The organism is Streptomyces gossypii (assembly GCF_025165795.1).
GTDB classification, from domain to species: Bacteria; Actinomycetota; Actinomycetes; order Streptomycetales; family Streptomycetaceae; genus Streptomyces; species Streptomyces gossypii.
This window is the reverse complement of the sequence record NZ_JAJAGO010000006.1, coordinates 135,829-149,647: the sequence shown is the minus strand read 5'-3', so window position 1 is coordinate 149,647 and position 13,819 is coordinate 135,829. Positions and strand designations below refer to the sequence as shown.

Genomic DNA, 13,819 nt, shown 5'->3' with positions numbered 1-13,819 from the left:
AGGCGGCAGGGAGAGCGGAAGGCAGCCGCTGGGCGACGGGCCGTCCACAGGGAGTCGCGGCTGTCGGTGCGCGCGTCTACGGTCGGTGACATGTCGGTCGAACTCGCGGTGCTCGAAGCAGTCCTGGAGCGCATCACCTACGCCAACGAGGACAACGGCTACACGGTCGCCCGGGTGGACACCGGGCGCGGTGGCGAACTGCTCACGGTCGTGGGCTCGCTGCTCGGTGCGCAGGTGGGCGAGTCGCTGCGGATGGAGGGCCGCTGGGGTTCGCACGCGCAGTACGGCCGCCAGTTCACGGTGGAGAACTACACGACGGTGCTGCCCGCCACGGTCCAGGGCATCCGGCGCTATCTCGGCTCCGGCCTGATCAAGGGCATCGGCCCGAAGATCGCCGAGCGCATCGTCGACCACTTCGGGCTTGACACCCTGGACGTCATCGAGGCGGGCGGGGAGCGGCTGATCGAGGTTCCCGGCCTCGGCCCGAAGCGTATGAAGCTGATCGCCGCCGCCTGGGAGGAGCAGAAGGCGATCAAGGAAGTGATGATCTTCCTTCAGGGCGTCGGCGTCTCCACCTCCATCGCCGTGCGCATCTACAAGAAGTACGGCGACTCCTCCATCTCCGTGGTGCGCCAGCAGCCTTACCGGCTGGCCGCCGACGTCTGGGGAATCGGCTTCCTGACCGCCGACCGCATCGCCCAGGCCGTCGGCATCCCGCACGACAGCCCCGAGCGGGTGAAGGCCGGGCTGCAGTACGCCCTTTCGCAGTCCACGGACCAGGGGCACTGCTTCCTCCCCGAGGAGCAGCTGATCTCCGACGCGGTCAAACTCCTCCAGGTCGACACGGGCCTGGTCATCGAGTGCCTCGGTGAACTGGCCGCCGATCCGGAGGGAGTGGTGCGCGAGAGCGTCCCCGGCGAGGACGGGCAGACCGTCACGGCCGTTTATCTGGTGCCCTTCCACCGTGCGGAGATGTCCCTCGCCGCCCAGCTGCTGCGCCTGCTGCGTACCGACGAGGAGCGGCTCCCGGCCTTCCGTGGCGTCGACTGGGAGAAGGCGCTGAGCTGGCTCGCCGTTCGTACGGGGGCGGATCTCGCGCCCGAGCAGCGGGAGGCCGTCCGGCTGGCGCTGACCGAGCGGGTCGCGGTGCTCACCGGCGGGCCGGGCTGCGGCAAGTCGTTCACCGTGCGGTCGGTTGTCGAGCTGGCCCGCGCCAAGAAGGCGAGGGTGGTGCTCGCCGCCCCCACCGGGCGGGCCGCCAAGCGGCTCGCCGAGCTGACCGGCGCCGAGGCGTCCACCGTGCACCGGCTGCTGGAGCTGAAGCCGGGCGGCGACGCGGCGTTCGACAGGGAGCGGCCGCTGGAGGCGGACTTGGTGGTGGTCGACGAGGCGTCCATGCTCGACCTGCTGCTGGCCAACAAGCTGATCAAGGCCGTGCCGCCGGGTGCCCATCTGCTGCTGGTCGGCGATGTCGACCAACTGCCGTCGGTGGGGGCGGGCGAGGTGCTGCGGGATCTGCTGGCCAAGGGCGGGCCGGTGCCCGCCGTGCGGCTCACCCGGATCTTCCGCCAGGCCCAGCAGTCCGGCGTGGTCACCAACGCGCACCGCATCAACTCCGGGGTGCGGCCCCTCACCCGTGGTCTGCCGGATTTCTTCCTCTTCGCCGAGGACGACGCGGAGGAGGCCGCGCGGCTCACCGTCGACGTGGTCGCCCGCCGCATCCCCGCGAAGTTCGGGCTGGATCCGCGCCGTGACGTGCAGGTCCTCACGCCGATGCACCGCGGGCCCGCCGGGGCGGGCTCGCTCAACGGCCTGCTGCAGCAGGCCCTGGCGCCCGCGCGTCCGGAGCTGCCGGAGAAGCGGTTCGGCGGCCGGGTCTTCCGGGTCGGCGACAAGGTGACCCAGATCCGCAACAACTACGAGAAGGGGGCGAACGGCGTGTTCAACGGCACGGTCGGTGTGGTCGGCTCGCTCCATCCGGACGACCAGCGGCTGACGGTGCTCACCGACGAGGACGAGGAGGTGGCCTACGACTTCGACGAGCTGGACGAGCTGGCGCACGCCTATGCCGTCACCATCCACCGCTCGCAGGGCAGCGAGTACCCGGCGGTAGTGGTCCCGGTCACCACGAGTGCCTGGATGATGCTCCAGCGCAACCTGCTCTATACGGCGGTCACCAGGGCGAAACGCCTCGTCGTGCTGGTCGGCTCGGAGCGGGCCCTGGGCCAGGCCGTGCGTACGGTTTCGGCGGGGCGCCGCTGCACCGCTCTGGACTTCCGGCTCTCGGGCTCACCGGGCCCAGGCCGCTGAACCATCTGCTGAACCTACCTGGGGGTGACCGCCGGGCCGTCAGGGTGCAGGATGGTCCTAGAGGCGGCACTCCGTGCCACCGTGGAGCCCTTTGGCCGACCCCGAGTGCACCGCACGGCACCAAATGGGGGACAGTGGAAGTGTCAGGGCACCTCGAAGAAGAGGCACTACGTCCGGTGAGGGAAGAAGTGAGCGAACACCGCGCAAGTGACGGCACTGTCGTTCTGCGATACGAGGACGGCGAATACAGCTACCCGGTCGTGGACAGTACGGTGGGCGACCGTGGCTTCGACATCGGCAAGCTGCGTGCCGAGACCGGTCTGGTGACCCTGGACTCCGGTTACGGCAACACGGCCGCGTACAAATCAGCGGTCACCTATCTCGACGGCGAGAACGGCATCCTCCGTTACCGCGGGTATCCCATCGAGCAGCTCGCCGAGCGCGGCTCGTTCATAGAGACGGGCTATCTGCTGATCAACGGTGAGCTGCCCACCGTCGACCAGTTGTCCCACTTCAAGAACGAGATCACGCAGCACACGCTGCTCCACGAGGACGTCAAGCGCTTCTACGACGGCTTCCCCCGGGACGCGCATCCGATGGCGATGCTCTCCTCCGTGGTCAGCGCCCTGTCGACGTTCTACCAGGACAGCCACAATCCGTTCGACGAGGAGCAGCGCCACCTCTCGACGATCCGGCTGCTGGCCAAGCTGCCGACGATCGCGGCATACGCCTTCAAGAAGTCCGTCGGCCAGCCCGTCGTCTACCCGAGCAACGATCTGGGGTACGTCGAGAACTTCCTGCGGATGACCTTCTCGGTGCCCGCCGCGCAGTACGACCTCGACCCGGTCGTGGTCAGCGCCCTCGACAAGCTGCTGATCCTGCACGCGGACCACGAGCAGAACTGCTCGACGTCCACCGTCCGGCTCGTCGGCTCCTCGCAGGCGAACATGTTCGCCTCGATCTCCGCGGGCATCAACGCACTGTGGGGCCCCCTGCACGGGGGTGCGAACCAGAGTGTGCTGGAGATGCTGGAGGGCATCCAGGCGCAGGGCGGTGACGTCGACACCTTCATCCGCAAGGTGAAGAACAAGGAAGACGGCGTGAAGCTGATGGGCTTCGGGCACCGCGTCTACAAGAACTTCGACCCCCGGGCGAAGATCATCAAGGCGGCGGCGCACGATGTCCTCTCGGCGCTCGGCAAGAGCGACGAGCTGCTGGACATCGCGCTCCGGCTGGAAGAGCACGCGCTGAGCGACAGCTACTTCGTCGAGCGCAAGCTCTACCCCAACGTCGACTTCTACACCGGCCTGATCTACCGCGCGATGGGCTTCCCGACCAGCATGTTCACGGTGCTGTTCGCGCTCGGGCGGCTGCCGGGCTGGATCGCCCAGTGGCACGAGATGATCAAGGAGCCGGGCTCCCGGATCGGCCGTCCGCGGCAGATCTACACCGGCGTCGTCGAGCGGGACTACGTACCCGTCGAGGCCCGCTGAAACCATCCTGCCGAGGCGCCCCGCCCGGCATGAGGAAGGCCCCGGTCCAAGCGGACCGGGGCCTTCCGTTTGTGCCCATCCGGTGAGACGTACATCACAGAATTGGGGGGTAACCATTGCGGGGGGTCAAAGGTCTAACCGGGTGGCGTCGGCACCCGGCGGAGTCGGCGCCGAGCGGTGTGCGCGCACGGGCAGCCTTGAGCGGCCCTCCCGGCGTGCGTACGCCAGGCAAGCGCCCGGCCAGGATCCCGTGGGGGGAATCCATGACCGGGACAAGGAAGCGCCCCGTAGGCAGGCCCGTGGGGGGACCTGTCGCGGGGCGTTTTCCGTTCCGCTTCCGGGCACCGGGGTGTCCGCCCGGCCCGGAGTCCGGGCCTACGCCCGCCCGGCGAGCTCGTACCCGGCCTCGTCCACGGCCGCGCGCACGGCCTCGTCGTCGAGCTCGCCCGCTGAGGTGACGGTGACCAGGCCCGTCGAGGCGACCGCTTCGACGGCGGATACGCCGCCAATTCCGGAGACCTCCTCGCGGATCGCACCCTCGCAGTGCGAGCAGGTCATGCCGGTGACCCGGTAGGTGGTGGTGACGGTGCTGACGGTGCTCATGGTCTCGCTCCTGTCGGTGGGCTGCGCTGGGTGCCCAGGCACGTGGACGGCCACGCGGCGCCGAGCGCTCTCGATGTTCTATACCCCCCAAGGGTATAACGCACCCGGTGATGGAGCCGGCGTGCGGGGAGCGTGATTCCTGTGACCTGAGTCACACAGGGGTATGGCGCTGTGACGTGTGGTGGATGCGGCGCAGGACAACAGGACGAGGGAGCTGCGACCCCTGCGCTTGTCCGACACCCGCAAGGAGCGCGCCAGGACGCCGCGGCGCACGGACGTCGCCGCCGGCATCCAGCGGCTCACCGGCGGGGCCGTCCCCGCTCGGCTATCTCCTCGGCGCGGGCGGGCGGGAGCGAGCCGCAAGGGAGGCTGGACGGCCTCCCATGAGGGCGGCCCGCTCTCCGGCGAGGCGGTGGCCCAGATTGTCCCGCAGATGCGCGGCAGCCAGCGGACGGAGGGCGCCAGCGGCTTCCTCTCCTTCCGCAACAACGGCACGCCGGTCGACAAGGCCCTGCCCATTCGGGGTGACGGGACAGCCCTCAGGCGTAGAAGCCGGGCCGCTCGATCATCTCCACCTCGGTGCGCCGCCCCGTCGCCTGTGCCTCGACACCCGCGGCGCAGACCGCCGCCGCCGCGTAACCGTCCCAGGCGCTGGGCCCGGTCGGCACTCCGCCGCGGGCGGCGGTCACCCACTGCTGCACCTCCCGGTCGTACGCGTCGGTGAAGCGGGCAAGGAAGTCCTGCGGGATCTCACCGCCCCAGCGGGCCCCGGAGTTGACGAGCATGCCGTGCCCCTCGCCGATCCTGGCCGTACCCCGCTCGCACACCGCCTCCGCCTGCACCTGGTAGCCGAAGCCGCTGGTGGCGAACATCTCGACGGTGACCACGGCTCCCCCCGCCGTCTCGAAGAGCACCACCTGCGGATCGTCGAGGCCCTCGGGCGCCAGGGACGAGCGGCGGGGCCGCACCACCGTGACGGCGGTGATCTCCTCGTCCAGCAGCCAGCGTGCGGTGTCCATCTCGTGCACCACCGAGTCGTTGATCAGCATCTCGTTGGTGAAGTAGTCGTGCACCCGGACGTTGCGGTGCCTGCAGTGCAGCAGCAGGGTGCGCCCCAGCGTGCCGCCGGCCAGCAGCTGGCGCAGCTGAGTGAACTCGCTGTCGAAACGCCGCATGAAGCCGACCTGGATGCGGCGCCTGCCCAGCTTCTGCTCGGTCTCCAGCACCCGCAGCGCGCTGTCCGGGTCCGGGGTGAGCGGCTTCTCGCAGAGCACCGGCAGATCGCGTTCGAGGGCCTCGACGAGCGCCGCCTCGTGGGCGGGGCCGGGGGAGGCGATCAGCACCGCGCCCACCCCGGGGGCGGCCAGCGCCGCGGACGGCTCGGTGTGGGCGGTGCACCCCGGGAGGCCGCCGGCGAGCTTGTGGGCGCGGTCGGCGTCGATGTCCATCACGGCGGCCACATGCGCCCCGCTGATGACTTCGTCGATGCGCCGGACATGGTCGGCGCCCATCATTCCCGTGCCCAGGACGGCTACCCCGAGGCTTGCCTGCTGCGTCATGTACGGATCTCCCGAAGCGGTGTCGTGCCTGTCGTGCGGTGTCGTGCGGTGTCGTGCGGTGTCGTGCGGTGTCGTGCGGGGCCACGAGGGCCGTGGTGCGCAGCCTCTCAGCCGGAGGCCTACGCGCCGCAGCCGCGCAGGAAGCGGCGGGTGCGCTGGGCGATCGGCAGCGGCTGGTCGGGCGGGCAGGGATACATGTCCTGCTCGACGATGGCGAAGAGGTCGACGCCGAGCTGCTGCGCTGCCGCCAGCACCGGTTCCATCTCCGGGACACCGAGCGGTGGTTCGCACATCACGCCCTGCTGAACGGCCGGCCCGAACGCCGTCCCGTTCGCCCGCACCCGAGCGAGCACCTCCGGATCGACCTGCTTGAGGTGCAGATAGCCGATCCGCTCGCCGTACGTCTCGATCAGCTTGACGCTGTCACCGCCGCAGTAGGCGTAATGCCCGGTGTCCAGGCAGAGGTTGACCACGGCCGGGTCCGTCGCGTCGAGGAACCGCGCCACATGCTCCTCGCTGTCGATATGGGTGTCCGCGTGCGGGTGCACGACGGTCTCCAGGCCGAACTCGTCGCGTACCCGCCGGGCGAGCCGCTCGGTGCCGGTGGTCAGGGCCCGCCACTGCTCGGGGGTCAGCTCGCTCGGTTCGATCAGTTCGGCCGTCTTGTCGTCGCGCCAGAAGGACGGGATGACGACGAGATGCCCGGCGCCCGTCGCCCGGGTGAGCTCGGCGACCTGGGAGACGTGGGCCCAGGTGTCCTCCCAGACGGCCGGGCCCCGGTGCAGCGCGGTGAAGACGGTGCCCGCGGAGACCCGCAGGCCGCGGCTGGCGGTCTCGGCGTTGAGCCGCTCGGGATCGGTGGGCAGGTAGCCGTACGGGCCCAGTTCGATCCAGTCGTACCCGGACTGCGAGACCTCGTCCAGAAAGCGGGACCAGGGGACTTGCAGGGAGTCGTCGGGGAACCAGACGCCCCAGGAGTCGGGGGCGGAACCGATACGGAGACGGTCGAGGGGGACGGTCATGGGAGGCGGTCTCCTTCCTGGGAAGAGGCCGGGGAGACGGCTTCGTTGCACGATAGTGCGCAAGCCGGTCACGGTCTAGACGTCTGTATGTAAGGACATTGCATTGACAGGGTTGTCAGCGCGGGCTACATCTGGTCCTGTCGACACCAGACCTCCAGGACCGGGGAAGGACACCGCCGATGACCCCACCCATGACCCCGCCGACGAACGAGCCGTTCGACGTTCTCACGATGGGCCGGATCGGGGTGGACCTCTACCCGCTCCAGACGGGCGTGGGCCTGGCCGAGGTGGAGACCTTCGGGAAGTTCCTCGGCGGCTCGCCCACCAACGTGGCCGTCGCCGCCGCGCGGCTCGGCCGCACCGCCGCGCTGATCAGCCGCACCGGGCAGGATCCGTTCGGCGACTACTGCCATCAGGCCCTGAAGGGCTTCGGTGTCGACGACCGCTGGGTCACACCGGTCGCATCCGAGCCCACGCCGGTGACGTTCTGCGAGATCTTCCCGCCGGACGACTTCCCGCTCTACTTCTACCGCCGTCCCAAGGCACCCGACCTGCACATCCGTCCGGAGGAACTCGATCTGGACGCCGTGCGGGCGGCCCGCGTCCTGTGGGTGACCGGCACCGGCCTGTGCGAGGAGCCGAGCCGGGCGGCGACGCTGGCCGCGGTCGCCGCACGGGGAGGCTCCACCGACCGCACGGCCACGGTCTTCGACCTGGACTGGCGCCCGATGTTCTGGGGAGAAGGCGGCAAAGAGAGCGCGGACGGCAGGGCGAACGCCCGCGCGCTCTACCGCGAAGTGCTCGCGCACGCGACCGTCGCCGTCGGCAACGTGGCCGAATGCGAGGTCGCCACCGGCGTGCGCGCCCCCCGCGAGTGCGCCGAGGCGCTCCTGGACGCCGGTGTCGAACTCGCGGTGGTCAAACAGGGCCCCAAGGGCGTGCTCGCCCTCCACCGCGACGGCACCAGCGCCGAGCTGCCACCGCACCCCGTCGAGGTCGTCAACGGCCTGGGCGCCGGGGACGCCTTCGGCGGCGCGCTCTGCCACGGACTGCTGGCGGGCTGGGAGCTGGAGCGGATCGTGCGCTACGCCAACGCGGCCGGAGCCCTGGTCGCCTCGCGGCTCGCCTGCTCCTCGGCGATGCCCACGGCGGCCGAGGTCGACGACCTCCTCGGCCGCTGACCGGCCCGCCGTGTCCCGCCCCGCGTGCCGCCCTCCGCACCCCCACGCCGTGAAAGAGAGCCCCTCTTGAGAATCAGCATCTCCGAACTCGCCACCGTGCGGGCCCGGAACCCCGAGGCGATCGCCGCCGCCGCGGCAGCGCGCACCCGCCGCCCGGCCCTGGTCGGCGACAGCGGGCGGCTGATGATCGTCGCCGCCGACCACCCCGCGCGCGGTGCCCTCTCCGTCGGCGGCAGGCGGCTGGCCATGGCCGACCGGGCCGACCTGCTGGAGCGGCTGTGCCGCGCGCTGGCCCGCCCCGGGGTCGACGGAGTGCTCGGTACGGCCGACATCCTGGAGGACCTGCTGCTGCTCGGCGCACTGGAGGGGAAGACCGCCATCGGTTCCATGAACCGGGGCGGCCTGGCGGGCGCCACCTTCGAACTGGACGACCGCTTCACCGGCTACCGCCCCCAGGACATCCAGCGCCTCCGGCTCGACGCGGGCAAACTGCTGCTCCGCATCGACCACACGGACGAGGGATCGCTGCGCACCCTGTACTCCACCGCCCGCGCCATAGACGACATGGCGGAGCGGAGGCTGCCCGTCTTCGTCGAACCCTTCCTCTCCCGGCGGGTGGCGGGGAAGCTGACGAGTGATCTGAGCGCGGCGGCGGTCACCACCTCGCTCTCCATCGCCTCCGGACTGGGCGGGACCTCCGCCTACACCTGGCTGAAGGTGCCCGTCACCGCCGATCCGGAGGAGATGGCGCAGGTGATGGCCTCCTCCACGCTGCCCGCCGTGCTGCTGGGCGGCGATGTCGACGGCGACCAGGAGGGCACGTACGAGCGATGGCGCGAGGCGCTGCGGCTGCCGACCGTGCAGGGGCTGGTGGCCGGGCGGTCGCTGCTCTATCCGGTGGACGGAAAGGTCGAGGAGGCTGTGGACACCGCGGTGGGCCTGCTCTGATCAGGGGGAGCCCGGCGGGTATGGCGGCTATGACGGCAATGACGGATGCGATGGATATGACGGATACGAGGGGCCTGATGAGCAACGCGTTCCACCGTCCGAACGGCAGCGCGGGCCGGGGCCCGTACGCACTGGACATCGACCCCGAGAACGCGGGCTGGGGCTTCTCCGCACTCCGCGTGCTCGAACTGGCGCCCGGCGGCGCGCACTCCTTCGCCACCGGCGGCAGTGAGTGGATCGTGCTGCCGCTGAGCGGCGGCTGCTCGGTGTCGGTGACGGCCGAGGGCGAGCCCGGGGGCGAGACCTTCGCGTTGGAGGGCCGGGAGAGCGTCTTCGCCGGAGTGAGCGACTTCGCCTACGCGCCCCGCGACGCCGAGGTGGGCATCACCAGTGCGGCGGGCGGGCGCTTCGCGCTCACCGGAGCCCGCTGCACCCGCCGCCTGCCCGCCCGGTACGGGCCCGCCGCGGGCGTGCCCGTCGAGCTGCGCGGCACCGGCAACTGCTCGCGGCAGGTCAACAACTTCGCCGCCGCGGGCGTGTTCGAGGCCGATGCGCTGATCGCCGTCGAGGTGCTCACCCCCGGCGGCAACTGGTCCTCCTATCCGCCGCACAAGCACGACGAGGACCGTCCGGGGGAGGAGAGCGCGCTGGAGGAGATCTACTACTTCGAGATCGCCCCGCACGGTGCCACCGAAGGACTCGGCTACCAGCGGGTGTCCCCCTCCGGTCCGGGGCATGACACCGACGTGCTGGCCGAGGTGCGCGGCGGTGACGCCGTGCTGATCCCGGACGGCTGGCACGGCCCCTCCATCGCCGCCCCCGGACACGACATGTACTACCTCAACGTGATGGCCGGTCCCGGCGCCCGCCAGTGGCTCATCCGCGACCACCCGGAGCACGCGTGGATCCGGGAGCGCTGGCCGGCGCAGCCGGTGGATCCGAGACTGCCGCTCTACGCGGCGCCCGCTCCCGCGTCCGGCGGGTCCGGCGGGTCCGCGTCATGACCGCCACCCGGCGGCTCACCGTCGCCCAGGCCCTCGTCCGCTTCCTCGCCGCCCAGTACACCGAGCGGGACGGCCACCGGCAGCGGCTGATCAACGCCTGCTGGGGCATCTTCGGCCACGGCAACGTCGCCGGTATCGGCCAGGCCCTGCTGGAACACCGCGCGCAGCACCCCGAGCGCGGGTCGCACGGAGGACCCCCCGGCGAGGACGCCGCCATGCCCTTCCTCCAGGGCCGCAACGAGCAGGCGATGGTGCACGCCGCCGTCGGCTACGCCCGCCAGTCCGGCCGCCTGCGCGCCCAGGCGGTCACCACCTCCATCGGCCCCGGCGCCACCAACCTGGTCACCGGTGCGGCCCTGGCCACGGTCAACCGGCTTCCCGTACTCCTGCTGCCCGGGGACACCTTCGCCACCCGGCCCGCCGACCCGGTGCTCCAGCAGCTCGAAGTGCCGTACGCGGGCGACCTCTCGGTCAACGACGCGCTGCGGCCCGTCTCCCGCCACTTCGACCGCGTCGCACGCCCCGAGGCGCTGATCCCGGCCGCGCTGGAGGCCATGCGGGTGCTGGCCGACCCGGTGGAGACGGGTGCGGTCACCCTCGCGCTGCCGCAGGACGTGCAGGCCGAGGCGTACGACTGGCCGGAGGACTTCTTCGCCCCGCGGGTGTGGCAGGTCCGCCGCCCGCCGCCGGAGCCCGCCGCGCTGGCCGAGGCCGCCGCGGCCGTACGTACGGCAGACCGGCCGCTGATCGTCGCGGGCGGCGGGGTCCACCACAGCGAGGCCCAGGAGGCGCTGCGCGCCCTGGTGGAGGCGACCGGCATCCCCGTCGCCGTCACCCAGGCGGGCAAGGGCGCGCTGCGCCACGACAATCCGGCGGAGCTGGGCGCCGTCGGCCACACCGGTACGGCCGTCGCCGACGAGATCGCGCGCGGCGCGGATCTGATCCTCGGCGTCGGCACCCGCTACACCGACTTCACCACGGCTTCGAACACGCTGTTCGCCGCGCCGGGAGTGCGCTTCGTCAACCTCAACATCACCCCGTTCGACGCGCACAAGATGAGCGCCCGCACCCTGGTCGCGGACGCCCGCACCGGGCTGGAGGCGCTGCACGGCGCGCTGCGCGGACACCGGGTCGACAAGGCGTACGAGGCGGAGTACCGCGCGGGCAGGGCCCGTTGGGAGAAGACCGTCGAGGCGGCCTTCGCCGTCGGGGACGGCGCCGCCCGCCCCACCCAGACGCAGGTGCTGGGCGCGCTGGACTCGGTCGTCGGCGACGAGGACGTGCTGATCAACGCCGCCGGCTCGCTCCCCGGCGACCTGCACAAGCTGTGGCGCGCGCGCTCCCCCCGGCAGTACCACGTCGAGTACGGCTACTCCTGCATGGGTTACGAGATCCCGGCCGCCCTCGGCGTCCGGCTCGCCGCCCCGGACCGTCCCGTATGGGCACTGGTCGGGGACGGCACCTACCTGATGATGCCGACGGAGATCGTCACCGCCGTCCAGGAGGGCATCGCCATCAAGGTGGTGCTCCTCCAGAACCACGGCTACGCCTCCATCGGCGGCCTCTCCGAGGCGACCGGCGGCGAGGGCTTCGGCACCGCCTACCGCTACCGTGCGGCCGACGGCGGCTACACCGGCGACCCGCTGCCCGTGGACCTCGCCGCCAACGCCGAGTCGCTGGGCATGCGGGTGCTGCGGGCTAATACGGCAGACAGCCTCCGTTCCGCGCTGCGTACGGCCCGCGCCGTCGAGGTGCCCGTGTGCGTCTACGTCGAGACCGCCCCGGCGCCGCCCGGCCCCGAGGCGCACGCCTGGTGGGACGTGCCGGTGGCCGAGGTCTCCGGCAGGCCCGCCGCGGTGGCGGCCCGCGCGGAGTACGAGCGCCGCGCGGCGGAGCGCCGATGGCACTTGTAGTTCCTGCTCGGCCCGCGCAGCGACAGCAGCGACAAGCAGCGAGAAAGGTGTGTTCCCTCATGAAGACCCTCGGCCACTGGATCGGCGGCAAGGCCGTCGACGGCACCTCCGGCGACTTCGGCCCCGTCCACGACCCAGCCACCGGCGAGCAGACAACCCGCGTCGCGCTCGCCTCCGCCGAGGAGGTGGACCAGGCGGTCGCCGCCGCCAAGGAGGCGTACCAGGTGTGGGGCACCGTCTCGCTGGCCCGGCGCAGCACCATCCTCTTCGCCTACCGCCAGCTGCTGGACGCCCACCGGGAGGAGATCGCCGCGCTGATCACCGCCGAGCACGGCAAGGTGCACACCGACGCGCTGGGCGAGGTGGCCCGGGGCATGGAGATCGTGGAGCTGGCCTGCGGGATCTCCGAGAAGCTCAAGGGCGAGCTGTCCACGGAGGTGTCCACCCGGGTGGATGTCGCCTCGGTGCGCCAGCCGCTCGGGGTGGTCGCGGGCATCACCCCGTTCAACTTCCCCGCCATGGTGCCGATGTGGATGTTCCCGCTGGCCCTGGCCTGCGGCAACACCTTCGTCCTCAAGCCCAGCGAGAAGGACCCTTCGGCCGCCTTCCGGCTCGCCGAGCTGGCCGCCGAGGCGGGGGTGCCGGACGGCGTGCTGAACGTCGTCAACGGAGCCAAGCCCGCGGTCGACCGGATTCTGGAGCACCCGGACGTCAAGGCCGTCTCCTTCGTCGGCTCCACCCCCGTCGCGCGCTACATCCAGGAGCAGGCGGTACGGCACGGCAAGCGGGTGCAGGCACTCGGCGGCGCCAAGAACCACATGCTCGTGCTCCCCGACGCCGATCTGGACCACGCCGCCGACAGCGCGGTCAGCGCCGCCTACGGCTCGGCGGGGGAGCGCTGCATGGCCGTCTCCGTCGTCGTCGCCCTCGACTCCGTCGCCGACGATCTGGTGGCCCGGATCGCGGAGCGGGCCGCCGCCCTGCGGATCGGGCCCGGCAGCGACCCGGCCTCCGAGATGGGCCCGCTGATCACCGGCGAGCACCGTGAGAAGGTCGCCTCCTACGTACGGGGCGCCGCCGCGCAGGGTGCCGAAGTCGTCGTGGACGGCACCGGATACACCGTGCCCGGCCACGAGGGCGGCTTCTTCCTCGGTGTCTCGCTGCTGGACAAGGTCCCCGCCCACTCCGACGCCTACCGGGACGAGATCTTCGGCCCGGTGCTGTGCGTCATGCGCGCGGGCACGTACGAAGAGGCACTCGCCCTGATCAACAGCTCCCCCTGGGGCAACGGCAGCGCCGTCTTCACCCGCGACGGCGGCGCCGCCCGCCGCTTCCAGCTGGAAGTGGAGACGGGCATGGTGGGCGTCAACGTGCCCATCCCGGTGCCGGTCGGCCACCACTCCTTCGGCGGCTGGAAGGACTCCCTCTTCGGCGACCTGCACATCTACGGCAACGACGGCATCGCCTTCTACACCCGTGGCAAGGTCATCACCACCCGCTGGCCCGACCCCGCCGACACCGGAGGCGTCAACCTCGGCTTCCCCCACCACGATTAGGCCGCGCCGCGAGCCGTACCGGGCCGCCGGAGCCCGCACCAGGCCCGGCGGCCGGGCGGTGCTGAGCTCCTCCGGCGTCCCTCGGATCCGTCATCCTTTCCGAACATTCCGGGCGTGGTTGCGGCGGGTGGTCAGGGTGGCGGGGTGGTCCGGTCCCAGTACGCGCACGTGGTCCGCGACCAGCTCGGCCAGCAACCGAGCCGCCTCTCGGGGGCTGGAGGTACGGCTCG

Annotated in this window: 10 protein-coding genes; 7 read left to right on the top strand and 3 right to left on the bottom strand. The window is 71.5% G+C overall.

Translation table 11 applies throughout. The features are described from left to right. Positions 1-90: 90 nt before the first annotated feature. Both recD2 and LHJ74_RS14160 read left to right on the top strand, forming a co-directional pair. The gene (gene recD2 / locus LHJ74_RS14165; RefSeq protein ID WP_260218362.1) at positions 91-2,310 is read left to right on the top strand and encodes an SF1B family DNA helicase RecD2; all 2,220 of its coding nucleotides are present in this window, start codon (positions 91-93) and stop codon (positions 2,308-2,310) included. A gap of 176 nt (positions 2,311-2,486) precedes the next feature. Next, positions 2,487-3,803, top strand: coding sequence for a citrate synthase (locus LHJ74_RS14160; protein ID WP_260218361.1), 1,317 nt, complete (start codon positions 2,487-2,489; stop codon positions 3,801-3,803). Positions 3,804-4,178: 375 nt separating this feature from the next. On the opposite strand, the gene LHJ74_RS14155 is transcribed toward LHJ74_RS14160, so the two are convergent. From LHJ74_RS14155 to LHJ74_RS14145, 3 genes are all read right to left on the bottom strand, one after another. Next, entirely contained in the window at positions 4,179-4,406 is a 228-nt protein-coding gene (locus LHJ74_RS14155) for a heavy-metal-associated domain-containing protein (RefSeq protein ID WP_260218360.1), read from the bottom strand. 539 nt (positions 4,407-4,945) lie between these two features. After that, the gene (locus LHJ74_RS14150) at positions 4,946-5,965 is read right to left on the bottom strand and encodes a Gfo/Idh/MocA family protein (protein WP_260218359.1); all 1,020 of its coding nucleotides are present in this window, start codon (positions 5,963-5,965) and stop codon (positions 4,946-4,948) included. Between the two features lie 119 nt (positions 5,966-6,084). Further along, complete coding sequence (locus LHJ74_RS14145) at positions 6,085-6,987, bottom strand: sugar phosphate isomerase/epimerase family protein (RefSeq protein ID WP_260218358.1); 903 nt, start codon at positions 6,985-6,987, stop codon at positions 6,085-6,087. Between the two features lie 179 nt (positions 6,988-7,166). Here LHJ74_RS14145 and iolC point away from each other — a divergent pair, with 179 nt between their 5' ends. The 5 genes from iolC (at position 7,167) to LHJ74_RS14120 (ending at position 13,589) form a co-directional block, all read left to right on the top strand. Next, complete coding sequence (iolC, locus tag LHJ74_RS14140; RefSeq protein ID WP_260218357.1) at positions 7,167-8,168, top strand: 5-dehydro-2-deoxygluconokinase; 1,002 nt, start codon at positions 7,167-7,169, stop codon at positions 8,166-8,168. A gap of 66 nt (positions 8,169-8,234) precedes the next feature. After that, positions 8,235-9,116: a Cgl0159 family (beta/alpha)8-fold protein gene (locus LHJ74_RS14135; RefSeq protein ID WP_260218356.1), complete on the top strand. Its 882-nt coding sequence runs from the start codon at positions 8,235-8,237 to the stop codon at positions 9,114-9,116. Between the two features lie 77 nt (positions 9,117-9,193). Further along, the gene (iolB, locus tag LHJ74_RS14130) at positions 9,194-10,120 is read left to right on the top strand and encodes a 5-deoxy-glucuronate isomerase (protein ID WP_260218355.1); all 927 of its coding nucleotides are present in this window, start codon (positions 9,194-9,196) and stop codon (positions 10,118-10,120) included. Further along, positions 10,117-12,033: a 3D-(3,5/4)-trihydroxycyclohexane-1,2-dione acylhydrolase (decyclizing) gene (gene iolD / locus LHJ74_RS14125; protein ID WP_260218354.1), complete on the top strand. Its 1,917-nt coding sequence runs from the start codon at positions 10,117-10,119 to the stop codon at positions 12,031-12,033. The genes iolB and iolD overlap by 4 nt, the downstream gene beginning before the upstream one ends. Before the next feature lie 59 nt (positions 12,034-12,092). After that, the gene (locus tag LHJ74_RS14120) at positions 12,093-13,589 is read left to right on the top strand and encodes a CoA-acylating methylmalonate-semialdehyde dehydrogenase (protein ID WP_260218353.1); all 1,497 of its coding nucleotides are present in this window, start codon (positions 12,093-12,095) and stop codon (positions 13,587-13,589) included. Positions 13,590-13,819 lie beyond the last annotated feature (230 nt).